Genomic DNA, 21,723 nt, shown 5'->3' with positions numbered 1-21,723 from the left:
ATTTTGCGCGAACTCAACCTTAATCCGATCGGAAGGGCGGGCCGCCATCATGCCGGTCATCAGATCGACCGGCGGCTTCGTGGAGAGCGCCTTCCCGGTCCGTCCGACTTCCACGCCGGCGACAGTCCCGCCGCCGCCGTGAGAAGGCCCCGCGCTCAAGCCCCTTGCGCGGGTCTGACAGGAGCGCCGCCCATCCCCCCCTCCGGGCGGCGCTCCTGCGCTTTTCCTCTGTCAAATGGCCTTCAGGCCGGCGCGATAGCGCTTCCAGTTCTGCACATAGTGCAGGGCCGAGGCCTGCAGGATCATCGCCTGGTGCTCGCTGACCTCGCGGATGATCTTGCCCGGAGCGCCGACGACCATCGAGTTGTCGGGGATCTCCTTGCCCTCGGTGATCAGAGCGCCGGCGCCGATCAGGCAGTTCTTCCCGATCTTCGCGCCATTGAGGATGATCGAGCCGATGCCGATCAGCGAGCCGTCGCCGATCGTGCAGCCGTGCAGCATGACCATGTGGCCGACCGTGACGTTGGCGCCGATGGTCAGTGGGATTCCGGCGTCGGTGTGCAGCACCGAACCGTCCTGGATATTGCTGTTCTCGCCGATGGTGATCGGGTCGTTGTCGCCGCGCACCACCGCGCCCCACCAGACGCTGGCGTTCTGCTTGAGCACGACATTGCCCATCACGCTGGCGGTCGGGGCGATCCAATATTCGTCCTGCGGCGGAAGATCCGGCGCGATATCGCCCAACGAATAGACAGTCATCCGTGCACCCCGTGTTCTTTCGCCACGCAAAAACTTAATCGCTCAGAAACCATAATCACCCCATTGTAAATCCGGTGATTCGGCATGGAACATCCCTTCATCGGGGGACTTTCCTTCCGTATCCGCCGCGGACCATACCGACCGCGGCCTCCTGACGACGGAGAACAGGGTCTTGCGTTCGGCGTTCCGGCGTACAGCACCGCCTTCCTGGGGCTCCACCGAGCCGCCCGGCCGCGCCTGCGGCTCCGTCTTCTGCTCCGCCCATCGATCCAAGGACGACGCCTTACGGCCTCGTCCTTTTTTCATGCCTGAATGGAGGCTTTGATGACCAAGCGAGCCCTGAAGCGGATGGTGCGCGAAGGCGCCGACGGCCGCTACGACGACGACGCCAAGGTGCGTCGCCTGCCGGTGGAGCATCGCGGCGGCTGGTCGCCCCTCGGCGACGCCGACAACGCGCCCAGGGATCAGAGCTATATCAAGACGATAAAACCGAAATCGCCAGGCCAGGCGCAGCTCATGGAGGCGATGGACAGCAAGAACCTGGTCCTGGCCCTGGGTCCCGCCGGCACCGGCAAGACCTATCTGGCCATCGCCAAGGCCGTCGAGGCGCTCGAGGCCGGCCGGGTCAACCGGATCGTCCTGTCGCGCCCCGCCGTCGAGGCCGGGGAGTCGATCGGCTACCTGCCGGGCGACATGGAAGACAAGCTGGCCCCCTATCTGCGGCCGCTCTACGACGCCCTGACCGACCGCCTCTCGGTCAAGCGCATGCGGGCTCTGATGGCCGAGGGCGCCATCGAGATCGCCCCGGTCGGCTTCATGCGCGGCCGCACGCTGAACAACGCCTTCGTGGTGATCGACGAGGCCCAGAACTGCACCTACATGCAGCTGAAGATGCTGCTGACGCGCCTGGGCTGGCACTCGACCATGGTGGTGACGGGCGACCCGAACCAGTCGGACCTGCTGCCGGGCATCTCGGGCCTGGGCGACGTGGCCGACCGCTTCGAGCAAATGTCCAACATCGCCGTCGTCCGCCTGGAAGACCGCGACATCGTCCGCCACCCCCTGGTGGCCGAGATGCTGGGCGTTCTGTGACCCTAATTCTGTGATTTTGTAACAGCATATGCCCTTCCGGGCTTGAGTATGAGGCGGTCGGACGGCAAGGTCCGGCCGCCTTAACTGTTTGCGGAACCCGCATGTCCGATATCACCGCCGCCCCGCGCTCGGAGTTCACGCTCCGCGGCGTGATACTGGGCATCCTCATCACCGTCGTCTTCACGGCCGCCCAGGTCTATCTGGGACTGAAGGTCGGCCTGACCTTCGCCACCTCGATCCCGGCCGCGGTGATCTCGATGGCCCTGCTGCGGTTCTTCCGCACCTCGACCATCCAGGAAAACAACATCGTCCAGACGATCGCCTCGGCCGCGGGCACGCTGTCGTCGGTGATCTTCGTGCTGCCGGGCCTCTTGATGATCGGCTGGTGGTCGGACATCCCGTTCCTGGCCACCTTCGGCATCTGCGCCGTCGGCGGCATCCTGGGCGTGATGTACACGATCCCGCTGCGCCGGGCCCTGGTCACCAACTCGCCCCTGCCCTACCCGGAAGGCGTCGCCGCCGCCGAGGTGCTGAAGGTCGGTTCGGGTTCGCGTGAAGGCGCGGCCGAGGGCAAGGCGGGCCTGTGGGCCGTGATCGCCGGCACCCTGGCCTCGGCCGCCTTCGCCGCGCTTGGCGCGGCCAAGATCTTCGCCGCCGAGGTCGCCGCCTTCGTCAAGGTCGGCAAGGGCGCGACCGGCATCGGCGCGTCGAGCTCGCTGGCCCTGATGGGCGCGGGCCACCTGATGGGCATCACCGTCGGCATCGCCATGTTCACCGGCCTGTTCATCGCCTGGGCCGTGCTGGTGCCGATCCTGACCGGCGTGTTCCCCGCCGAGGCCGGCGCCAGCGTCGCCGACCACGCCCTGACCGTCTGGGCCACCAAGGTGCGTTTCCTGGGCGCCGGCGTCATCGGCGCTGCCGCCATCTGGACCCTGGGCAAGCTGGTCGTGCCGATCTGGCGCGGCCTGGTTTCGGCCTTCGAGGCCGGCAAGGCCCGCCGTTCGGGCGGCGGCGACCTGCCGCGCGTCGAGCAGGACATCCCGCTGTTCGTCGTCGGCCTGGTGTCTGTCGCCCTGCTGGCCCCGGCCGGCTGGCTGCTGGCCGCCTTCGCCCTGGGCGGTCCGGCCGGCGCTCTCGCCCTGCCGCTGACCATCGCCGCCGTCGCCTACCTGGTGTTCGCCGGCCTGCTGGCCGCCGCCGTCTGCGGCTACATGGCCGGCCTGATCGGCTCGTCCAACAGCCCGGTCTCGGGCATCGCCATCCTGACAGTGCTGGGCGCCTCGCTGCTGGTCGGGGCCATCGGCCGCGGCCTGATCGGCCCGGACGCCGCCAAGGCGCTGGTCGCCTTCGCCCTCTACGTCACCGCCACCGTCCTGGCCGTGGCCGTGGTGGCCAACGACAACCTGCAGGACCTGAAGACCGGCCAGCTGGTCGACGCCACCCCGTGGAAGCAGCAGTCGGCCCTGGTGATCGGCGTGCTGTCGGGCGCGACCGTCATTCCGTTCGTGCTCGACCTGCTGGCCAAGTCGAACGGCTTCGTCGGCGCGCCGAACCTCAATGTCGTGCCCGGCGCCGAACCGCTGGCCGCACCGCAGGCGACGCTGATCTCGACCCTGGCCAAGGGCGTCATCGGCCATAACCTGCAATGGGACCTGCTGGGCGTCGGCGCCCTGATCGGCCTTGGCCTCGTTCTGGTCGACATCGTCCTGCGCCGCGCCAGCAAGGACCGCTTCAGCCTGCCGCCGCTGGGCGTGGGCCTGGCCATCTACCTGCCCAGCGCCGTCACCGCCCCGGTGGTGGTCGGCGCCGTCGCCGGCTGGATCTTCGAGCGCGTGGTCTCCAAGGACCGCAAGGCCGAGGTCGCCAAGCGCCTGGGCGTGCTGATCGCCTCGGGCTTCATCGTCGGCGAGAGCCTGTTCAACGTGGCCCTGGCCCTGCTGATCGTCTCGACCAACAAGGGCGCGCCCCTGGCCATCGCCAACCCGCCGCCCGAGCACCTGGGCATGATCATCGCCATCATCGTCGCGGCCGTGGTGGTCGCCGGCCTCTACGGCTGGTGCCGGATCCAGGCGCGGAAGATGGAAGAGGCCTGATCGGCCTTTCTCCGCTGAGTAACAAAGACCCCGGATGGCCAGCGCCTTCCGGGGTCTTTTCGTTTGGGGACGGAAGCTCTGGCCTACTCCGGCGCCAGCACCGTGAACCAGACGTCCGCCCGTCGCTCGAACCCCAGGGCCTGATAGAGCGCGTTAGCCCCGGCGTTATCGGCATAGCTGTGCAGGAACGGCGCCTCGCCCCGCGCCAGGATCGCCCCGGCCACGTGCGCCATCAGGCCGGCGGCGTAGCCCTTGCCGCGAAAGTCGGGCCGGGTGCAGACGCCGCTGACCTCGGTGAAGCCGTCTGGCCGCATCCGCTCGCCGGCCATGGCCGCCAGTTCGCCCCCGACCTTCACGCCGACGAAGTCGCCCAACTCATGGGTGCGCGTGAAGAACGGACCGGGCTTGGTCAGGGTCGCCAGGGCCAGCATCTCGGCCGCGTCGGTGTCGCCCAGCGGCACGATCTCGAAATCCAGCGGCTTCAGCGGCGTGACCGCCTCCGCCGCCATCTGCCAACACAGGGCGCTGGACAGCACCGCCGTCCCAGGAACCGGCGGCGGCGGCGAAAGCTCCACCAGCCCGCTGTTTCCGTGCTCGCGCACCAGTTCGCCCAAGGCCGTCAGGCTCTCCGGCGTCTCGTCGGCGACGGCGGCGAACAGGCCGAAATCGGGATCCATCCGCAGGGCCCCGCCCCGCGTGATCGCCAGATGCGACTGACGACCGGTCAGGCTGGACCAGACGGGACGATCCAGAGGGTGGCTCACGGGCAATAGGCCGCGATCAGGGCCTTGACCGCGCCCACCACCGCCAGGGCCGGCTTGTCGTCGTCGTCGAACATCTGGCTGGAGGTGAACACGCCCTCGATCAGCAGCATCATCGCATCACCCAGCGCCTTGGGGTCCGACGCCCCCATCGCCTGCGCCTTGGCCCGCAAGCGATCGCGCAGGTCCTGCTTGTGCGCTTGCGACACCGCCCGGCCGGCATGGCTGCGGTCGGGATACTCGACGACGGCGTTGCTCAGCGCGCAGCCGCGATAGTCGGCCCCGCCCGAACGCGCCGCCAGGCCTTCGAAATAGGCGACCATCTGGGCCTTGGGATCATCCGGAAAGGCGTCCTCGGCCGACTTGAAGCGGTCCCAGAAGCCCTCCTCCACCTCGCGCAGCACGGCGGCGACAAGGTCGTCCTTGGACTTGAAGCTGCGATAGAGGCTGGGCTTGGTCACGCCCGCCTTGCTGACGATCTCGTCGACGCCGACGGCGCGGATGCCCTCGCGGTAGAACAGGTCGCGGGCCGTCTCGAAAATCTTCTCGGCCGCGCGCGGACCCGGGCCGTAGGGCTGGAGATGCAGGGGGGCGTCGGCGTCGGTTTTCGTCATAGCTCAGAAGGCCTCTTGACGATGTTACTAACCGGTACGTACAACGCCAGCAAGACCCGTACCGATCGGTTACATCCGGAGTCAGAACATGATCCGCCGCCCCTTCGGCCGCAACTACGCCTTCGTGGTGGCCGGCGTGACCTTCCTGGCCCTGCTGGCCGCCGCCGGCCTGAGGGCCGCGCCGGGCGTGCTGATCCTGCCGCTGGAAAAGAGCTTCGGCTGGGACCGGGGCGCGATCTCGCTGGCCGCGGCGATCGGCATCTTCCTCTATGGCCTCACCGGCCCCTTCGCCGCCGCCCTGATGCAGTCGTTCGGCGTGCGCAAGACGGTGAGCCTGGCCTTGGTGCTGATGGCCGTCTCGACGGGGCTTTCGGCCTTCATGACCCAGACCTGGCACTATGTGGCCACCTGGGGCGTGCTGGCGGGCTTCGGCAGCGGCGCGGTGGCCATGGTGCTGGGCGCGACCATCGTCAATCGCTGGTTCGTCGCGCGGCGCGGCCTGATGCTGGGCCTGCTGACCGCCGCCACCGCCACCGGCTCGCTGATCTTCCTGCCGGCCATGGCCTTCATCGCCGAGCACGGCGGCTGGCGCCCCGTGGTGCTGACCGTGGCCGCCGTCGCCGCCGTCATGGCCCCGATCGCCTGGCTGCTGATCCCCGAGCGCCCCTCCGACATCGGCCACAAGCCGTTCGGCGCGGGTGACGACTGGGAAGAGCCGCCGCGCGGCTCGGCGTCGAACGCCCTGGCCGGCGCCTTCGGGGCCCTGGCGCGGGCCAGCAGGACCCGCACCTTCTGGCTGCTGTTCCTGGGCTTCTTCATCTGCGGCCTGACCACCAACGGCCTGATCGGCGTGCACATGATCGCCTTCTGCGGCGACCGGGGCATGCCCGAGGTCCGCGCCGCCGGCCTGCTGGCGCTGATGGGCCTGTTCGACCTCTTCGGCACGACGGCGTCGGGCTGGCTGACCGACCGCTACGACCCGCGCAAGCTGCTCTTCGTCTACTACGCCCTGCGTGGCCTATCGCTGATCTACCTGCCCTATTCGGACTTCTCGATCGTCAGCCTGTCGGTGTTCGCGGTGTTCTACGGCCTGGACTGGATCGCCACCGTGCCGCCGACCGCGCGCCTGGCCACCCAGGCCTTCGGCGACCGGGACGGGCCGATCGTGTTCGGCTGGATCGCCGCCGGCCACCAGCTGGGCGCGGCGACGGCGGCGGTGGGCGCGGGCATGATCCGCGCCGCCCAGGGCCAGTACGTCCAGGCCTTCGTCATGGCGGGCGTGGCCGCCCTGATCGCGGCCGGCGCCTCGCTGCTGATCCGGCGCGAGGTGAAGGCGATGGCGGTCTAGCCGCTCCAGGGATCGAGCACGGGGCCGCCCCAGGCTTCGAAATCGCGAACGTTGCGGGTGACGAGAGTCAATCCATGCACCTGCGCCGTCGCGGCCAGGAAGGCGTCGATGGAAGGCATGGTCCGCCTGGCGTTCTCGGCGGCGCGACGGATGCGGGCGTGGGCCTTGGCGACTTCGACATCCACCGGCAGAAGCCGATCCGCCAAGTCGACGATCAGCTGATCCCGCCAAATCCTGATGCGATCAGCTTTGCGGCTGGGAGACACCCTTTCCAGCCCATAGCTGATCTCGGCGATGGTGACCGAGCTGACAAACACATGATCCGGCGGGCAGGCGCGGATCCAGGAGAGCACGGCTGCGTCTCCGCGATCCTTGAAGGGTTCACAGATCGCATTGGTGTCGAGCAGAAACATCAGAACTCGATAATCCGCCCGGGGTCCTTGTCTCGGGCGAAAAGTTCGTCAGCCTCTTCGTTGGTCAGAAGTCCACGAATGCTTGGATCCAGTAGAACGTCGATCACGGATCTCGACGAGCGCGGCGCGGCGGCGCGTAGCCGCTCGTACTCCTCGGCCGACAGCACGACGGCGGCGTCCTGACCATCGCGGGTCAGATGCTGCGGCCCCTGCGTGCGAGCGCGCTCGACCACTTCGCCGAACTTGGCCTCGGCTTCGGCCAGGCTCCAGGTCCCGTCAGGCATGACGCCCTCACCAAAGAAAACGACCACCCGGGCAGGATAGCCAGGGTGGTCGTTTTTTCAAAGCCGAAGGCGCTTTGGGCTTAGTCGAGGTCTTCGGCCAGGATGGCCATCTCGAACATGTAGGAGCCGTCCTCGTCCTCGTCCTGGAAGACGACGCCGATGAACTCGCCCTTCACTTCGACCTCGGCCGAGTCCTTTTGCTTCGGACGGGCCTTCACGGCGATGTGCGGGTTGCCGAAGGTGCGCTTCAGGTGGGCTTCGAGCTTGGCGATGGCGGCGGCGTCCACGGGGGGCTCCTGATCTCGTTGTTGGGCTTTCGCCCCCGTGGGGCGGAATGGCGGGAAACTAGAGGTCCACGGCGCAAAGTGTAAGGCCTTTTGCGCGGGCGCCCGATCAGGTCTGTTGAGAAAACGGCGGCGGCGACGCGGCTCGCCCCTGCTCGACCAGCCAGTCGCGAAAACGCCGGGCCCCGCGCGAGGCTCCCGAACGGGGCGTCAGGGCGCAAAGCAAGGTAGGCTCGGGAACCATGCCCAGCGGCGCGACCAGCCGGCCGGCCGCCAGGTCGCGCTCGACGAAGGCGTGCGGAACCATGGCCACGCCCAGCCCCGCCGCCGCGGCCTCGATCATGTAGAAATAGTGGTCGAATTCGCGCACCAGCCCGGCCGGCGGCAAGGCGACGCCCGCACGGACCGCCCACTGGTCCCAGCCGTGCAGGAAGGTGCGGGTATGCAGGCGCGGCAGGGACAGAAGGCCCTCCACGCTGGATGCCTTCGCCGCCAGGTCCGGCGCCACGACCGGACCGACGTGGGTGTCGAGAAAGGCCGTCGCCTCCCCGTCCGGCGACGGCGGACCGTCGGGGTCGCGCATGCGGATGGCCAGGTCGATCCCGTCGGCGCGGAAGTCGAACGGCCCGTTGGACTCGGCCACCCGCACCGGCGTGTCGGGAAAGCGCTCCAGGAAGTCAGGCAGGCGCGGGATCAGCCACTTCATGGCGAAGGTCGGCAGGCACGACACCACGGTCGGACGCGGCTCGTCCTCGGGCGGGCGCGGCACGGACTCCTCGAGGATATCGAAGGCCCGTGTCAGGCCCTGGGCCAGCTTCAGCCCCTGCTCGGTCATGGTCAGGCGGTTGCGCGGTCCTTCGGTCAGGGCGACGCCGAGATGGTCCTCCAGCTGGCGGATCTGGCGGCTGACCGCGCCGTGGGTGACGCACAACTCATCGGCGGCCATGGTCATGCGGCCGCGCCGGCCGAAGGCCTCGAAGGCGCGCAGGGCGTTCAGCGGCGGCAGCGGACGTCGAGCCATGTGACGAAACCTCACAGACCTCGACCGATAAGTCGTTAGCCGCGCCGGGGCAACCGCAGGATAAACGGCGCATGGACAGACAGCGGAAAATCACGCCGGCCCAGTGGGCGGCGGTCGCGGCGCTGTGGGCGCTGGCGGTCTACGGAATGACAGTGAGGCCTGAACCGAGGCTGGAGACGGCGCGGCTGGCGGCGTGTCGCTGAGCATCAACCATAACCGTAAAACCCCCGCGAAAGCGGGGGCCCAGGCTTTTTGTGCAATCAACGGCGCTTGACGATAAAACGCCTGGGTCCCCGCTTTCGCGGGGATTTTACGGAAGAAAAGGACTCTCTACGGGAGGGCGGAGCCCTCAAATCACGTAGTCGTACACCACGTCGGCCAGGGTGTGGTCCATGGTCCGGGCCGGCTCTTCGCAGGTGGGGCAGTTGACGATGCGGGCCGGCACGCCGGCGGCGGTGCAGTGAGCCGGGATCGGCTTGAGCACAACCGAGCCCGAGGCCACCTTGGCGTAGTCGCCGATCTGGATGTTGCCCAGCACCTTGGCGCCCGCGCCCAGCAGCACGCCCTTGCCGATCTTGGGGTGGCGGTCGCCGCGCTCGGCGCCGGTGCCGCCCAGGGTCACGCCGTGCAGCATCGAGACGTCGTCGCCGACCACCGCCGTCTCGCCGATGACGATGCCGGTGCCGTGGTCGATGAACACGCCCGCACCCACGCGCGAGGCCGGGTGGATGTCGACCTGGAAGACCTCGCTGGCGCGGCTCTGCAGGTAGAAGGCCAGGGTCTCGCGGTTGTTCTCCCACAGCCAGTGGGAGACGCGGTGGGTCTGCAGGGCCAGGAAGCCCTTGAAGAACAGGAACGGCTGGACATAGCCCTTGGTGGCCGGGTCGCGCTCGAACACCGCGCGCAGGTCGGCCTCGGCGGCGGCCACCAGGGCCGGATCGCTTTCGAAGGCCTCGGCGGCGAACTCGCGGGCGGTCATGGCCCGCATCTCCTGGTCGCCCAGCTTGCGGGCCAGCTGGAAGGTCAGGGCGTCGGCCAGATTGTCGTGGCTGAGAATGACGGCGTTGAGCAGCGAGGCCAGGGCCGGTTCGGCCTTGGCGGCATGTTCGGCCTGGTTGCGCAGCGCGGCCCAGACGGGCGGCGCGGCCTTATCGGTCACGACTTCAAGAGGCTTGGCCACGGGGCTCTCCCTTCCCAGCGGTGACTAGAGCATATTTATTCAAAACGCTCCAGCCGAACAGACGGCGCGCCGTTAACGCGCCAGGACGAGCGCGGCCAGATCGGCCGGCAACTCGCCCACGACCGCCATATGGTGCACCCGGAGCAGTAACGCCACCGTCAACGAGTCCGGCATTCGCCCAGCGACCGCCGCATCCAGCGCATCGGCGAACGGCACGCGGGCCACGGCCAGGTCCTCGGTGTCGTCCGGCTCGGCTGTGGTGGGCGAGAGATCGAGCGCCAGGAAGCCATGCGCGACCTCGTCGCTGATCGAGTTGGAAAGCTCCATGGTCAGGATCGGGCGCCAGTCGGCCGCCACCAGCCCGACCTCCTCGGCCAGCTCGCGCTTGGCGCCGTCCAGCGGATCCTCGCCCATCGGCGCCCCGCCCTCGGGGATCTCCCAGCTGTAGTTGCCGCGTGGAAAGCGCGCCTGGCCGACCAGCGTCACCGTGCCGTCGGCATGCAGCGGCACGACGCCGATCGCCTGGTTCTTGAAGCTGACCTTGCCGTACAGGGCCGGATGTCCGGTCGGCGCGACAGCCTGGTACTCGGTCACATTGATCCACGGATTGTCGTAGACCACCTTGGCGCTGGTGACGGCCCACGGCTCGCCATGTGGTTTCAGCCAGTCGAATTTCTCGGACATGCGAACGACTCGCGACTTGTGCCGGCCGGGGCGCGGCCATAGGTGACGTGCCTGTAGCGCGCTTTCAGGAGATCGTCTTGGCCGGTTCCATTCCCCCCGCCCCCGAATTCGGCGAGCCGATCGCGATCCAGACGGCGCCCGAGGTCCTGAACTTCCTGGCGCGCCGACGCTCGGCCTCGGCGATGGCGCTGCACGCGCCGGGCCCCAGCGAGAACGAATTGGCCGACCTGCTGCGCCTGGCCGCGCGCGTGCCCGATCACGGAAAGCTCTTCCCCTGGCGGTTCGTGATCCTGCGTGGCGAGGCCAAGGCCGCCTTCGCCGCCAGGATCGCGCCGCTGGCCGCCGACCAGGCCAACCCCACCAAGGCCACGGCCGCCATGCGCAAGCTGACGACCCCGCCCCTGGCCATCGCCGTGATCTCGCGTCCCGTGCCGCACGAGGTGCCCGAATGGGAGCAGGTGATGAGCGCCGGCGCCGTCTGCACCCAGCTGCTGCTGGCCGCCTCGGCCATGGGCTACGGCGCAAACTGGATCACCGACTGGTACAGCTTCGACCAGCGAGCGCTCGACATCCTCGGCGTGGCCGAAAACGAGAAGGTCGCCGGCTTCCTCTACATCGGCACGTCTGCGGAACAGCCGCAGGAACGCGTACGGCCGGACGTGGCGGCGATCACCAGCGAGTGGGCGGGGTAAGCAGATCCTCCCCCCGAAGGGGGAGGTGTCGGCGAAGCCGACGGAGGGGGTAGTGTCCTCCCCCTCAGTACAGTTCGGAACGCCGAAGGGTCTTCCCCCTCCGGCCCTCCGGGCCACCTCCCCCTTCAGGGGGAGGATCTTGAGGTCACCCCCGGCCGCGATACGGCGCCACGCCCTGGTCGGGCACCCACAGGCCTTCCGGCGCGGGGCCGGTCTGCCAGAAGACGTCGATCGGGATGCCGCCGCGCGGGTACCAGTAGCCGCCGATGCGCAGCCAGCGGGGCTTGGCGACCTCGACGATCTTGCGGGCCACCTTGACCGTGCAGTCCTCGTGGAACGAGCCGTGGTTGCGGAAGCTGGTCAGATAGAGCTTCAGCGACTTGCTCTCGATCAGCCAGTCGCCCGGCGCGTAGTCGATGACGAGGTGGGCGAAGTCGGGCTGGCCCGTCACCGGGCACAGCGAGGTGAATTCGGGGGCCACGAAGCGCGCCAGGTACAGCACGTCGTTCTGCGGGTTCGGCACGGCCTCGAGCACGGCCTCTTCCGGGCTGGCGGGAGCGGCGACGGTCTGGCCCAGCTGGGTCACGGAAAGTTCGGTCATGGCCGCGATTTAGGCCCCCGCCCCCGGCGAGACAAGCGCCCGGGCCCTCGCTACGGTGTCGCAAACATCTGTTTGGGAGAGAAACGATGACCGGACGCGACTTCGACGGCTTCACGGTGGTGGTCACGGGGGCCTCGACGGGCCTGGGCCGGGCGATCGCGATCGAGACCGCACGCCGGGGCGCGGGCCTGGTCGTCGTCAACTTCGCCCGCAGCGCCGACGAAGCCGAGGAGACCGCCCGCCAGGTCGAGTCCCTTGGCGCCAAGGCCGTGCTGGCGAAAGGCGACGTCGCCGACGACACCGACTGCCGGAAGATCGTCGAGGCCGCCGCGCCGTCGGGCCGTATCGACGCCCTGTTCAACAACGCCGGCATGACCAAGTTCGCCCCGCAGCACGGCGACCTCGACGCGGTGAACGCCGAAGACTTCCTCAAGCTCTATTCGGTCAATGTCGTCGGCGCCTTCCAGATGGTCCGGGCCGCCCGCAGCCTGCTGGAGGCCGCGCCGCGTCCGGGCGCCGTGGTCAACACCAGTTCGATCGCCGGCGTCATGGGCAACGGCTCGTCGGTGCCCTACGCGGCGTCCAAGGGCGCGATGACCACCATGACCCTGTCTCTGGCTCGCGCCCTGGCTCCGAAGATCCGCGTCAACGCCATCTGCCCCGGCTTCATCGACACCCCATGGTTCGGCAAGGCCATGGACGAGGACCGCGTCGCCCGCCTGCGGGCCGGAGCCGCCGCCGCCACGCCGCTGCAGGTCGCCTCCACCGCCGAGGACGTCGCCGGGGCCGCGGTGTTCCTGGCCTCGCCCGCCGCCCGCCACGTCACCGGCGAGACCCTGCTCGTCGACGCCGGCCTGCATCTGGGCGCCGCGACGTTGTCGATGCGCTGAAGTCGCACGCAAACGCGGATCGACAACTTGACGACAACTGTGGCCGATGCGCCGACATTGCAGCAAATGCGCCACAGTTGCCCAAGTTTTGGGCGATCCATGTTCTTATTGCTGGCGCTGTGCCCCCGCTGATTGCAACTAAAGCATGGCCCGCGGTTAATCCCGGCTTGTGAAGGAACGCGCTTGCAGGCGCCGCACAAGTTGGGACCACACTCCCGGCGGGCTACACAAAAAAGGGGATAACACGGATGAAGATCTTCAAGCTCGCGCTGGCCGCCGCCACCGCCTCGGTCGCCCTCGGCGGCGCCGCGATGGCCCAGGAAGTCAGCCTCTCGTACAATGTCGGCATCGCCAGCGATTACGTGTTCCGCGGCGTCAGCCAAACCAACGAAGACCCGCAAGTGTTCGGCGGCGTCGACCTCGGCTACGGCGTCGGCTACGCCGGCGTGTGGGCTTCGAACGTCGATTTCGGCACCGATGACCCGAGCGTGGAAGTCGACTTCTACGCCGGCGTGAAGCCGACCGTCGGCGACGTGTCGATGGACTTCGGCGTCCTCTATTACGGCTACTCGAAGGACAAGGGCCTGACCCCCGGCAAGTACAGCTACACCGAGCTGAAGGCCGCCATCTCCAAGCCGGTCGGCAAGGCCACCCTCGGCGGCGCCGTCTACTTCTCGCCGGAATGGCCGGGCGACCTGTCGACCGCCGTCTACTACGAAGCCAACGGCTCGATCCCGCTGAACGACAAGTTCTCGCTGAGCGGCGCCCTGGGCAAGCAGACCATCGAGGACGGCGCCGACTACACCACCTGGAACCTGGGCGTCGCCTATGCCCTCAACGACAAGCTCGCCCTCGACGTCCGCTACTGGGACACCAGCGAGCATGACTTCGGCAGCATCTACGACTCGCGCGTCGCCGTGTCGCTGAAGGCTTCCTTCTAAGCCAGGCCCTTCGGGACCAACGAACGAGCCGCCCGGGTCCGCCCCGGGCGGCTTTTTCTTTGTCCGAACCCGCCCCGGCTAGCGCCCAGCCCAGGCCGCCTCGATCTCGGGCGTGTCGACCAGCAGGGCGAAGGACAGGCTCAGGCTCTTCAGCGCGCCCTCGTGCAGGTCGGGCTCATAGGCCGCGCAGGCGTCGCCGGCGACGAAGACGTGATAGTCGCGATGGAAGGCGTCGCGCACCGTGCTGTCGACGCAGCATTCAGTGGTCAGGCCGCAGACCACCAGCGTGTCCACGCCCCGCGCGCGCAGCCGCGCGTCGATATCGGTGCCGACGAAAGCGCTGTAGCGCGGCTTGCGGATCACCAGTTCGCCCGCCTGCGGCGCGGGACCGTGGAAGTCGGCGCCGCGCGTCCCCTTGCGGCAGATCACCCGTTCGACCTCGGGATCACCGCCGCGCCGGCGCATGCGCTCCAGCACCACAGGCGGATCCGTATCAGGCGTCGTCTCCAGACCCACGAACACCACCGGCGCGCCGGCCGCCCGCGCGGCGGCCGCCAGCCGCTGGGCCTGCTCCAGCGCCGCGGCGGCGGCCGACAGGTCCACGCCGAACCGGCCGATGACGCCGTCGGGCGCGGCGAAGTCGACCTGCATGTCGACGATCACCAGCGCCGTCCGCGACGGGGCGATCCAGGCGGCCAGGCCGTCCTGGGCGATGATCGGCGTCGCGTTCATGGATAGGCCTCCCGCAGGCCGGGCAGGATCTCGGCGCCGAACATCGCCAGCCCGGCCTCGTAGTCGGGAAAGATCAGCATCAGCCCGTCCAGCTCGCAGGTTTCGACCAGATCGCGGATCTTGGCGCCGCAGGTCGCCGGCGCGCCGATCACGGTGCGGGTCATGAACGCCCCCTGGCGCGCGGCGGTTTCGGCCAGGCGCTCGGGCGGCACGCCCCAGTTGGACAACATGGTGGTGACCGCGCCCATGTCCACCCCGTCGCGATAGCGGTCGGCCAGGTCCTGCGCCTGCGCATCGGTGTCAGCGTGGACCACCGTGCACATGGCGTAGGTGCGGATCGTCTTGCCCAACTGCGCCGCCCGCGCCTTGGCCCGGCGGCTGGCCTCGCGCAGCGCCGCCTCGTCCTCGCCGCCGATGAAGCAGGCGTCGGCCTCGGCCACGGCGAAGGAAAAGCCGCGCGACGAGACGCCGGCGCAGATCAGGTCCGGGCGCGGCTTGCTGAGCGGCTTGGGCTTGGACTGGCAGTCGGTCAGGGTGAAGAAGCGCCCCTCGTGGCTGACGCTGTCCTCGGTCCACAGGCGCTTGACCAGGCGCGTCCACTCCTCGGCCAGGGCGTAGCGGTCGTCGTGGTCGAGGGCGTCGTCCCAGGCGCCCATCTGGGCGAACTCGTCGCGATAGGCGCCGGCGACGATGTTGAGGCCCGCGCGGCCGCCGCTGATGTGGTCCAGGGTGGAAATTAGCTTGGCCGCCACGGCCGGGTTCTGCAGCAGCGGATGCAGCGTGGCCCAGATCTTCACGCGGCTGGTCGCCTCTGCCAGGGCGGCCATCAGGGTCACCGACTCCAGGGCCGCGCCCCAGTGGTCGGTCTCCCCCCCGAAGCCGCGGAACTTGGCCATCGACATCACGAAGTCGAGGCCGATCTGGTCGGCCAGCACGGCGGCGGCGCGGTTCTGCGGATAGAGGCCGTCAAGCGGCGGCGTGCTGCTGGAGACGATCCAGCCGCCGTTCGCCACGGGCAGGAAGACGCCGAACTCCTTGCGCCCGCCTTCTCGCCCCATCGTCGCCTCCACACCCGCTCGCTCAACTTCGAGTCAGGCGCGACCATAGACCAAAAGGACGACAGCGCGAGGCCGGCCTCAGGCGTCGGCGGCGGCCCCGGCTTCGACATTCGCCGCCGCCGCGCGCGGCTTGGGCGGACGCATCAGCAGCACGGCCACGAACACCACCGCCGTCAGGGCGGCGAACAGCTGGAAGGTCGGGGTGAAGCTGCCCAGGCGGTCGCGCATGAAGCCGCCGATGAACGGGCCCGCCGCCGACACCGCGCCCACCAGACAGACCAGCGAGAACAGCTCGACATTGTTGCGACGGCCGAAGTAGTTCAGCAGCAGCAGGCTGACGGCCAGCACGGTCAGGCCAAAACCCAGGCCCACGCCCACGGCGTACAGCGCCTGCAGCGGCAGGGTGGTGGCGTGCGACAGGGCCAGCAGGCCCGCGACCAGCAGGCCCTGGGCCAGAACCAGCAGCCAGCGCGGATCGATGCGGTCGCCCACCGCGCCGCCGGCCATGCGGGCGGCGACCTGCATCAGGCCCTCGGCGCTGAGCGCCCCGGCCGCGACGACGCCAGCCACGCCCAGTTGCGTCAGATGCGCCTGGGTCAGGCTGGCGGCCGTGACCCCGGCCAGCAGGTGGCTGAAATAGGCCGCGACCAGAATCGCGAACTGCGGGGTGCGCACCGCGTCGCGGACGCTCCAGTCATGGTCGGTGCGGAAGACGCGCGGATGGGCCGGGGCGGCCTTGGCCTCGGCGGCGGTCAGGCGGTCCATGGCCCGGCCGGCCTCTTCCAGCCACTTGGGGCCGCCAACGACGGCGGCGCACAGCAGGCCCAGCAGGCCGATGACCACCGCCTGCAGCGCCCAATAGATCCGCCATTGGCCGTCGAACGCCCCCTGGCTGGCCAGCACCAGCAGCGGACCGGCCACGCCGCCCAGGGCGCCGCTGGTGAAGTAGATCCCGAACGGCAGGGCCCGCTGGCGGAAGATCGCCGACAGCACGTGGGTGCCCGGGATCAGGGCCGCGGCCTGGAAGCCGATCCCCAGCAGGGCCGTGGCCAGGAAGTAGGCCGGCAGGCTCTGCACCTTGGCCAGCAGGGCCAGGCCCGCGGCCATCACGGCAGCGCCCGCCACCAGCGTCGCGCGCACGCCCCAGCGGCGGATCAGGAGGGTCGGCAGCCAGGACGAGGCGCCGGTGGCCACGCCCATGACGGTAAAGCCCAGGAACGCGTTCTGCCAGCTCCAGCCCAGCTCCGGGACCATGGCCGGGATCATCACGCCCAGCGACGAATAGGTCGCCGCCGTGATCAGGAACAGCAGCAGGGAAAAGGCGCCCAGCAGCAGCCACGGACGGTGCTGGATCTGGTGGTCGGTCATCAAAAGCGCCTTGCGAGGGTGATCCGCCACTCGCGCCCCTTGCCGGGCAGGGCGGCGAGGTTGGCGTAGGTGTCGGCGACGGGCGTGAAATAGAGCTCGTCCAGCAGGTTATCGACGTTGAGCGTGGCCGTGTAGGGGCCCTGCTCGTAGGCCAGAGAGCCATTGACCACGCCATAGGCCGGATAGACCACCGCGCCGGGAACCGTGCCCGAGGTCTTGGTCACGTGGGTCACGCCCAGGGTTCCGTAGAGCTTGCCCCAGTCGTGCTGGTCCGAGGCGTAGGCGCCGTACAGGCTGACCACCGATTTCGGGATCAGGGTGTAGTCGTAGTCGCCCGGCCGGATGCTGGCGAAGCTCCACACCACGTACGAGCCGCCGTAGCCCTGCGCGCCCGGCACGCCGGCCGTATAGGTCGGCACGTACTGGAACGAGGTGTCGGGCCCCTTGACCGTGGTGCGCTGCGTGTTGCCCGAGAAGGTGAAGCTGAAGTGCTGGCTGGCCAGCCAGCGAACCTCCAGCTCGACGCCCTTGGAGCGCGTGCCGGCCGGATCGCCGTTGATGCCCATCAGCTGAGTGCGGTTCTGGCGATAGCCGGCCAGCGAGCCGATCAGCGCGCCCTTCAGCCACTGGAACTTCACGCCGGCCTCGGCCAGGTCGCTATCCGACAGCCAGGCGTCGCCCGCGTCGGCCACCAGGCCCGGATTGACGTCGCCAGCCTGGCTCATCTCCAGCGCCGAGGCCTTGGCGTACGACACGTAGGGCATCAGGCCGAAGGGCGCCTTGTAGGTGACGCTGGCGGTATAGGTTCCCTTGCCCTTGGCGTCGCTCTGAACGCCGGGCGTCGTGAAGCTCAGCGAACCGGTGTCTTCCGACGTGACGTCATAGTCGTCGTAGCGGCCGCCCAGCATCAGGTTCAGCTTCTCGCCGACCTTGATGTCGGTGGTGAAGAAGATCCCGGCTTGCGTCCACTTGGTGTGGTTGTCGTTCTCCCAGGTCATCGACGGATCGGTGAACGGGCTGCCGATCAGGTCGGTGGCGGTCTGGCCCACCGACAGGTCGCGGCGGTCCAGCGCGATCAGGCCGCTGTTGTAGCTCTCGCGCCGGCGTCCCTTGAAGCTGCGGTAGGAGGCGCCGACGAACGAGCGGGCGACCACGGCGTCGTCGAGGAAGCGGTTGGCGAATTCATAGGTCGCGCGGGCCTCCCAGACCTTGCTGTCGAAGCGAGCGGGATAGCCGTACGAGACGAAGCGCTTGTTCTCCAGGTCGTCGTAGAACAGTTGCAGCTTGATCGCGCTGTCGGGCGACAGCTTCCTGGCGATGTCGAAATAGAGGGTGTTGGTCGCCGTCTTCGAGAAGTCGGACGCCGAAATGTAGACCGTGCGCGGCGACAGCTTCGTCGCGCCGACGCCCGTGTCCAGGGTGTGGGCCGCGTCGGTGCTCGGGAAGCCGTAATAGGGCAGGTAAAGCGCCCCGCCGATCTCATTGGGGGTCAGGCGGCCGTTGCCGTCGGCGTCGACCAGGCTCGCATCACCGCCCGTGACATAGGTGCGGCTGTCGATCAGGTCCTGCGTCAGGCGGTTCCAGCCGGCGGTCTGCACGTCGCCCTTCGAGCGATAGACCATGCCGCCCAGCGCCGTGCTCCAGCCGTTCCCCAGGTCAAAGTCGGACGACACCTGCAAGGTCTGCCGACGCGGATAGATGCCGCGATAGTAGCTGTGGCTGTCCTCGACCTCGCCATAGACATGCACCCCGCCGACCACGTTCCCGAAATTGGCGGGCAGGCCGATCTGGGCCGTGGCGTTCTTGCGGTTGTAGCTGCCGAAGGTGGCGGTCAGCTCGCCCTCGGGCTCGGTCAGGTAGCCGCCCTCGCCCTTCCCGGACTTGGGAATGAAGTTCAGCATACCGCCGACCTTGCCCGAGCCGTAGATCGGAGTCGGCGGGCCACGGACGATCTGGATCTGGTCAGCCGCCCCGATCGGCGTCGAATAGGTGCCGCGGTTCTCGATGCGCTTGAAGCCGCGGAAGTAGTTCTCGGCCAGGGTGCCGCGGATGTTGAGCGCCCCGGGCACGCCGTAGAAGCTGGCGGTGTAGGTGCCGGGCGACACCGCCGTCAGGCCGTCGATGGTCTCGATGCCGTAGCGCTGCAGCGTCAGGTCCGAGACGAAACTGGCCGAGCGCGGCGTCTCGATCAGCGGCTTGTCGAGGCCGAACACCGTGTCGTTGGGCTGCTTTTCCAGGAGGCCCGCATTGCGGTCGCGGGCGACCACGACCACCGCGTCGACCTCGGCCAGCTGGTCGTCGGCGTGCGCGGCCGAGACGGCGAAGGCGCCCAAGGCGCCCAGGGCAGCGACGTTGGCGAGCAGGACGAGGCGGCGAGACATGCGAGCGGGCTCCGGAGAGCGGGGCCACGGCCCCGCCTCGCCGCACCAAATGGGGATGACTTGACGTTCGTCAAAATCTCTTCTGACATTTTAGAATGGATTGCCAGAGCCTGTGTCGGGAAAGCCTCACAGTTGGCGGGATGTTCCGTCTCGCCAGTTCAGGCCGCCAGCCGCCTAGCCTCGATCCGGCGTGAGGCGGCCTGCACCCGCAGTTCGTAGTGGTCGCCCTGCGTCACGTCTTGAACATTGCGCGGGCGGTGAGCCACGACATTGAGCCCGCCGGCGTGGCGCAGGCTGTCGAACAGGATCCCCGCCCCGCCCGAGGCCCGCACCGCCTCGCCCAGCAACTGCCCGGCGGCGTAGTCGTCGCTGGCATAGACGTCGGGCCGGGCGGCCTGCTGGCCGCGGATGTCGAGATAGTCGCCCTGGAGCCGCGCGGTGTAGACGCGGTACTGTCGGCTGATCGTCTCGACGCCCGTCGCGACCGCCTCGCGGCGCAGGTGGTGGGCCACCTCGGCCACGGCCGTCACCAGGTGCTCGGCGGCGTACCAGGCGCCGAGGTCGGGACCGTTGAAGCGCATGCCTCCCGGCGCCACGTGCAGGAACGAGGCCATGACGATGCTGGCGTTGGGCCGGCCATAGACCCGCTCCTCGGACGGCAGCCGGGCGATGCGCTCGGCCACCAGCCGGTCGTTGGTCCAGCCCGAAAGCTCCATCACCGCGTCGAGGTCGGCCGCCGTCGCCACGGTGTCGAACAGGCCGATCGGCGGGAACCGCGACGGGATCAGGCGAAAGGCCGGCCGGGGCGCGGGCGCGTGCGGCTCATCGCTCACGAGAAGACGATCTCGGCGTCTTCATAAGGGCGGAAGTCGCGGTCGATGTCGCCCGGCGGCATGTAGAGCCCGCCCCGCGCGGCGTCGAGGAAGCGGCGCAGGCTGACCATGCCATCCTGGGTTCCGCAGGTCAGGAGCGCGATCGGCGCGCGGCCGCCGAACAGCGGCGCGGCATGGGGCGTCCGCAGCCAGGCGATCCCTTCGCGCTCGCTGGCATGCAGCACGCCCAAGGCCTGGTGAACGCCCAGCACCGCCGAGATGCGGGTCAGCATGTCGAGGTCTAGGGTGATGTCGCGATGCTCCCGCACCGCCTTGATCCAGTTGTAGTAGGTCGAGCGCGACGGCAGGCCCAGCACCAGCAGGCGCTCGTCCTCGGTAAGGCCCCACAGGTCGGCGATCGACAGGAAGGTGCGCAGGCCCGGGCCGCTCAGCCGCCGGCGGTTGGCGGCCGAGAACCGCGACAGGTCCAGCACGCTGGGACCGGCGGCGACCTCGACGGGTTTGCGCTTGGCGATCGACATGCGGGCCTCCATCCAGATTTATATATAGTCCAAATTTGGACCGGATGGAAGATCACTGGAGAACGCTCCCTTCCCCCTTGATGGGGGAAGGGCCGGGGATGGGGGTGACAGCGGTTCAGGCAAACGCAGAGCGGCCGACGCCGCACCACCCCCACCCAACCCTCCCCCATCGAGGGGGAGGGCTTAAGCTCAAGCCTCGACCGGCGGCCGCTGCACGGCCTCGGGCGTCACGCTCAGCACCCGCATCATCGCGGCCTTCGAGGCCTCGACGTCGCCGCTGGCGATGACGTCGGCGACCTCGCGGTGCTGCTCGATGTCGGCCATCAGCTCGGCCTCAGTCGCGCCGCCGAACGAGAACACCCAGAAGCGGGCGGCCTTGTGTTGCAGCGGAATGAGGATACGGGCCAAAGCGAGGTTGCCCGAGGCGCGGGCGACGGCGGCGTGGAAGCGCTGGTCCATGGCCACCAGGGCCGGCAGGTCGCGGGCCTTGGCGGCGGCCTCGGCGTCGTCGAACACGGCCTTGATGGCGGCGATGTCGGCCTTGGAGGCGTGGCGGGCGGCCAGACCCGCGCAGTGCGGCTCGATCAGGGCCCGGGCCTCGTAGCCCTGGCGCAGATCCACGAGATCCAGCGGCGCCACCGTCGTGCCCGAGCGGGCGCGGCGGATCACCAGCCCCTCCAGCGCCAGGCGGCCCAGGGCGTCGCGCACCCCGGCCAGGCCCGCATCGTAGCGGGCCGCCAGCGACTGCTCGTCCAGACGCGCGCCCGGCGGCAGCTCGCCCAGGATCAGGTCGAGCAGGATCTTCTCATAGACCTTGGCCTTCTGCAGGTCGGGCGACCAGTCCTCCAGGCCCGACGACGAGCAGACGTCCAGCACCAGCATGCGCGAGCGCGCGCCGCCTCCAGCGACGTTGTAGGGGGCGTCGTCAGGGCCCCGAGGGGGCGAAGGCTGGCGCACGAAACCGCTCCGAAGGTTGTCCTCGGACTGATAGGTAGGCTGAAATGTCAGTTTCGCCTAGAGCCTACACGCCCGTAAGGGTGCGTGCGCAGGCCGTGCGTCCTTCGAGGCCCGCTGCGCGGGCGCCTCAGGATGAGGAAGGCAGTGCACCAAGGTCCTCATCCTGAGGTGCGAGCCGCAAGGCGAGCCTCGAAGGACGCAAGACGCTTCAAAACC

The 21,723-nt window shown here is 69.0% G+C and carries 23 protein-coding genes and 1 pseudogene; 6 read left to right on the top strand and 18 right to left on the bottom strand.

Annotated elements, in window-relative coordinates:
- Window positions 1–231: 231 nt before the first annotated feature.
- A complete protein-coding gene (locus tag DDF62_RS08595) occupies window positions 232–759 on the bottom strand; it encodes a gamma carbonic anhydrase family protein (protein WP_116488731.1) in 528 nt (175 codons plus the stop codon).
- Window positions 760–1,071: 312 nt separating this feature from the next.
- Between DDF62_RS08595 and DDF62_RS08590 the strand changes: the two genes are divergently transcribed.
- Both DDF62_RS08590 and DDF62_RS08585 read left to right on the top strand, forming a co-directional pair.
- Window positions 1,072–1,851 carry a PhoH family protein gene (locus tag DDF62_RS08590; RefSeq protein ID WP_116488730.1) on the top strand — a complete coding sequence of 260 codons (780 nt, stop codon included), beginning with the start codon at window positions 1,072–1,074 and terminating at the stop codon, window positions 1,849–1,851.
- A 101-nt stretch (window positions 1,852–1,952) separates the two neighbouring features.
- The gene (locus tag DDF62_RS08585) at window positions 1,953–3,944 is read left to right on the top strand and encodes an OPT family oligopeptide transporter (protein ID WP_116488729.1); all 1,992 of its coding nucleotides are present in this window, start codon (window positions 1,953–1,955) and stop codon (window positions 3,942–3,944) included.
- An 83-nt stretch (window positions 3,945–4,027) separates the two neighbouring features.
- Here the strand turns inward: DDF62_RS08585 and DDF62_RS08580 are convergent, their stop codons facing one another.
- Window positions 4,028–4,708, bottom strand: a complete 681-nt coding sequence (locus DDF62_RS08580) for a GNAT family N-acetyltransferase (protein ID WP_244286756.1) — start codon at window positions 4,706–4,708, stop codon at window positions 4,028–4,030.
- Window positions 4,705–5,319, bottom strand: coding sequence for a TetR/AcrR family transcriptional regulator (locus DDF62_RS08575; protein ID WP_116488727.1), 615 nt, complete (start codon window positions 5,317–5,319; stop codon window positions 4,705–4,707). The genes DDF62_RS08580 and DDF62_RS08575 overlap by 4 nt, the downstream gene beginning before the upstream one ends.
- Window positions 5,320–5,407: 88 nt before the next feature.
- Here DDF62_RS08575 and DDF62_RS08570 point away from each other — a divergent pair, with 88 nt between their 5' ends.
- Window positions 5,408–6,667, top strand: coding sequence for an MFS transporter (locus DDF62_RS08570; protein WP_116488726.1), 1,260 nt, complete (start codon window positions 5,408–5,410; stop codon window positions 6,665–6,667).
- Here the strand turns inward: DDF62_RS08570 and DDF62_RS08565 are convergent.
- From DDF62_RS08565 to DDF62_RS08540, 6 genes are all read right to left on the bottom strand, one after another.
- A complete protein-coding gene (locus DDF62_RS08565) occupies window positions 6,664–7,080 on the bottom strand; it encodes a type II toxin-antitoxin system VapC family toxin (protein ID WP_116488725.1) in 417 nt (138 codons plus the stop codon). The genes DDF62_RS08570 and DDF62_RS08565 overlap by 4 nt on opposite strands.
- A complete protein-coding gene (locus DDF62_RS08560) occupies window positions 7,080–7,364 on the bottom strand; it encodes a type II toxin-antitoxin system Phd/YefM family antitoxin (protein ID WP_133244902.1) in 285 nt (94 codons plus the stop codon). The genes DDF62_RS08565 and DDF62_RS08560 overlap by 1 nt, the downstream gene beginning before the upstream one ends.
- An 80-nt stretch (window positions 7,365–7,444) precedes the next feature.
- Window positions 7,445–7,651, bottom strand: coding sequence for a DUF3126 family protein (locus DDF62_RS08555; protein ID WP_101711814.1), 207 nt, complete (start codon window positions 7,649–7,651; stop codon window positions 7,445–7,447).
- A 106-nt stretch (window positions 7,652–7,757) separates the two neighbouring features.
- On the bottom strand, window positions 7,758–8,669 hold the full coding sequence (locus DDF62_RS08550; RefSeq protein ID WP_116488723.1) for a LysR substrate-binding domain-containing protein: 912 nt from the start codon (window positions 8,667–8,669) through the stop codon (window positions 7,758–7,760).
- Between the two features lie 349 nt (window positions 8,670–9,018).
- Complete coding sequence (gene cysE / locus DDF62_RS08545) at window positions 9,019–9,849, bottom strand: serine O-acetyltransferase (RefSeq protein WP_101716655.1); 831 nt, start codon at window positions 9,847–9,849, stop codon at window positions 9,019–9,021.
- A 72-nt stretch (window positions 9,850–9,921) separates the two neighbouring features.
- The gene (locus DDF62_RS08540) at window positions 9,922–10,533 is read right to left on the bottom strand and encodes an NUDIX domain-containing protein (protein ID WP_116488722.1); all 612 of its coding nucleotides are present in this window, start codon (window positions 10,531–10,533) and stop codon (window positions 9,922–9,924) included.
- 77 nt (window positions 10,534–10,610) lie between these two features.
- Between DDF62_RS08540 and DDF62_RS08535 the strand changes: the two genes are divergently transcribed.
- Window positions 10,611–11,225, top strand: a complete 615-nt coding sequence (locus DDF62_RS08535) for a nitroreductase family protein (RefSeq protein WP_116488721.1) — start codon at window positions 10,611–10,613, stop codon at window positions 11,223–11,225.
- 145 nt (window positions 11,226–11,370) lie between these two features.
- On the opposite strand, the gene queF is transcribed toward DDF62_RS08535, so the two are convergent.
- A complete protein-coding gene (queF, locus tag DDF62_RS08530; protein ID WP_101716658.1) occupies window positions 11,371–11,826 on the bottom strand; it encodes a preQ(1) synthase in 456 nt (151 codons plus the stop codon).
- 68 nt (window positions 11,827–11,894) lie between these two features.
- Between queF and DDF62_RS08525 the strand changes: the two genes are divergently transcribed.
- Both DDF62_RS08525 and DDF62_RS08520 read left to right on the top strand, forming a co-directional pair.
- Window positions 11,895–12,716, top strand: coding sequence for an SDR family NAD(P)-dependent oxidoreductase (locus DDF62_RS08525; RefSeq protein WP_165832207.1), 822 nt, complete (start codon window positions 11,895–11,897; stop codon window positions 12,714–12,716).
- Between the two features lie 248 nt (window positions 12,717–12,964).
- The gene (locus tag DDF62_RS08520) at window positions 12,965–13,657 is read left to right on the top strand and encodes a TorF family putative porin (protein WP_116488719.1); all 693 of its coding nucleotides are present in this window, start codon (window positions 12,965–12,967) and stop codon (window positions 13,655–13,657) included.
- Between the two features lie 78 nt (window positions 13,658–13,735).
- On the opposite strand, the gene DDF62_RS08515 is transcribed toward DDF62_RS08520, so the two are convergent.
- From DDF62_RS08515 to DDF62_RS26625, 8 genes and pseudogenes are all read right to left on the bottom strand, one after another.
- Complete coding sequence (locus tag DDF62_RS08515) at window positions 13,736–14,389, bottom strand: cysteine hydrolase family protein (protein ID WP_116488718.1); 654 nt, start codon at window positions 14,387–14,389, stop codon at window positions 13,736–13,738.
- Entirely contained in the window at window positions 14,386–15,447 is a 1,062-nt protein-coding gene (locus DDF62_RS08510; RefSeq protein ID WP_116488768.1) for an LLM class flavin-dependent oxidoreductase, read from the bottom strand. Before DDF62_RS08510 ends, DDF62_RS08515 begins: the two co-directional genes overlap by 4 nt.
- Window positions 15,448–15,525: 78 nt before the next feature.
- The gene (locus DDF62_RS08505) at window positions 15,526–16,815 is read right to left on the bottom strand and encodes an MFS transporter (RefSeq protein WP_116488717.1); all 1,290 of its coding nucleotides are present in this window, start codon (window positions 16,813–16,815) and stop codon (window positions 15,526–15,528) included.
- Window positions 16,815–19,196 carry a TonB-dependent siderophore receptor gene (locus DDF62_RS08500; protein ID WP_116488716.1) on the bottom strand — a complete coding sequence of 794 codons (2,382 nt, stop codon included), beginning with the start codon at window positions 19,194–19,196 and terminating at the stop codon, window positions 16,815–16,817. The genes DDF62_RS08505 and DDF62_RS08500 overlap by 1 nt, the downstream gene beginning before the upstream one ends.
- A 158-nt stretch (window positions 19,197–19,354) precedes the next feature.
- The gene (locus DDF62_RS08495) at window positions 19,355–20,029 is read right to left on the bottom strand and encodes an RES family NAD+ phosphorylase (RefSeq protein ID WP_116488715.1); all 675 of its coding nucleotides are present in this window, start codon (window positions 20,027–20,029) and stop codon (window positions 19,355–19,357) included.
- Window positions 20,026–20,550, bottom strand: coding sequence for an MbcA/ParS/Xre antitoxin family protein (locus DDF62_RS08490; RefSeq protein WP_116488714.1), 525 nt, complete (start codon window positions 20,548–20,550; stop codon window positions 20,026–20,028). Before DDF62_RS08490 ends, DDF62_RS08495 begins: the two co-directional genes overlap by 4 nt.
- Window positions 20,551–20,739: 189 nt before the next feature.
- Window positions 20,740–21,432, bottom strand: coding sequence for a GntR family transcriptional regulator (locus tag DDF62_RS08485; RefSeq protein ID WP_116488713.1), 693 nt, complete (start codon window positions 21,430–21,432; stop codon window positions 20,740–20,742).
- A 132-nt stretch (window positions 21,433–21,564) separates the two neighbouring features.
- Window positions 21,565–21,719 (bottom strand): annotated as a pseudogene (locus DDF62_RS26625) (hypothetical protein).
- Window positions 21,720–21,723: the final 4 nt, after the last annotated feature.

The sequence above is a fragment of the Caulobacter radicis genome, assembly GCF_003094615.1.
Taxonomy (GTDB): domain Bacteria; phylum Pseudomonadota; class Alphaproteobacteria; order Caulobacterales; family Caulobacteraceae; genus Caulobacter; species Caulobacter radicis.
This window is presented reverse-complemented; position numbering and strand designations above follow the sequence as displayed.

Bases quoted from the DNA above. Each gene is read 5' to 3' on its own strand.
- DDF62_RS08490 (WP_116488714.1), bottom strand. From the start codon at position 20,550: ATGTCGATCGCCAAGCGCAAACCCGTCGAGGTCGCCGCCGGTCCCAGC.
- DDF62_RS08500 (WP_116488716.1), bottom strand. From the start codon at position 19,196: ATGTCTCGCCGCCTCGTCCTGCTCGCCAACGTCGCTGCCCTGGGCGCC.
- DDF62_RS08585 (WP_116488729.1), top strand. From the start codon at position 1,953: ATGTCCGATATCACCGCCGCCCCGCGCTCGGAGTTCACGCTCCGCGGC.
- queF (WP_101716658.1), bottom strand. From the start codon at position 11,826: ATGACCGAACTTTCCGTGACCCAGCTGGGCCAGACCGTCGCCGCTCCC.
- DDF62_RS08510 (WP_116488768.1), bottom strand. From the start codon at position 15,447: ATGGGGCGAGAAGGCGGGCGCAAGGAGTTCGGCGTCTTCCTGCCCGTG.
- DDF62_RS08485 (WP_116488713.1), bottom strand. From the start codon at position 21,432: ATGCTGGTGCTGGACGTCTGCTCGTCGTCGGGCCTGGAGGACTGGTCG.
- DDF62_RS08550 (WP_116488723.1), bottom strand. From the start codon at position 8,669: ATGGCTCGACGTCCGCTGCCGCCGCTGAACGCCCTGCGCGCCTTCGAG.
- DDF62_RS08540 (WP_116488722.1), bottom strand. From the start codon at position 10,533: ATGTCCGAGAAATTCGACTGGCTGAAACCACATGGCGAGCCGTGGGCC.
- DDF62_RS08560 (WP_133244902.1), bottom strand. From the start codon at position 7,364: ATGCCTGACGGGACCTGGAGCCTGGCCGAAGCCGAGGCCAAGTTCGGC.
- DDF62_RS08590 (WP_116488730.1), top strand. From the start codon at position 1,072: ATGGAGGCTTTGATGACCAAGCGAGCCCTGAAGCGGATGGTGCGCGAA.
- DDF62_RS08575 (WP_116488727.1), bottom strand. From the start codon at position 5,319: ATGACGAAAACCGACGCCGACGCCCCCCTGCATCTCCAGCCCTACGGC.
- DDF62_RS08565 (WP_116488725.1), bottom strand. From the start codon at position 7,080: ATGTTTCTGCTCGACACCAATGCGATCTGTGAACCCTTCAAGGATCGC.
- DDF62_RS08595 (WP_116488731.1), bottom strand. From the start codon at position 759: ATGACTGTCTATTCGTTGGGCGATATCGCGCCGGATCTTCCGCCGCAG.
- DDF62_RS08515 (WP_116488718.1), bottom strand. From the start codon at position 14,389: ATGAACGCGACGCCGATCATCGCCCAGGACGGCCTGGCCGCCTGGATC.
- DDF62_RS08505 (WP_116488717.1), bottom strand. From the start codon at position 16,815: ATGACCGACCACCAGATCCAGCACCGTCCGTGGCTGCTGCTGGGCGCC.
- DDF62_RS08570 (WP_116488726.1), top strand. From the start codon at position 5,408: ATGATCCGCCGCCCCTTCGGCCGCAACTACGCCTTCGTGGTGGCCGGC.
- DDF62_RS08520 (WP_116488719.1), top strand. From the start codon at position 12,965: ATGAAGATCTTCAAGCTCGCGCTGGCCGCCGCCACCGCCTCGGTCGCC.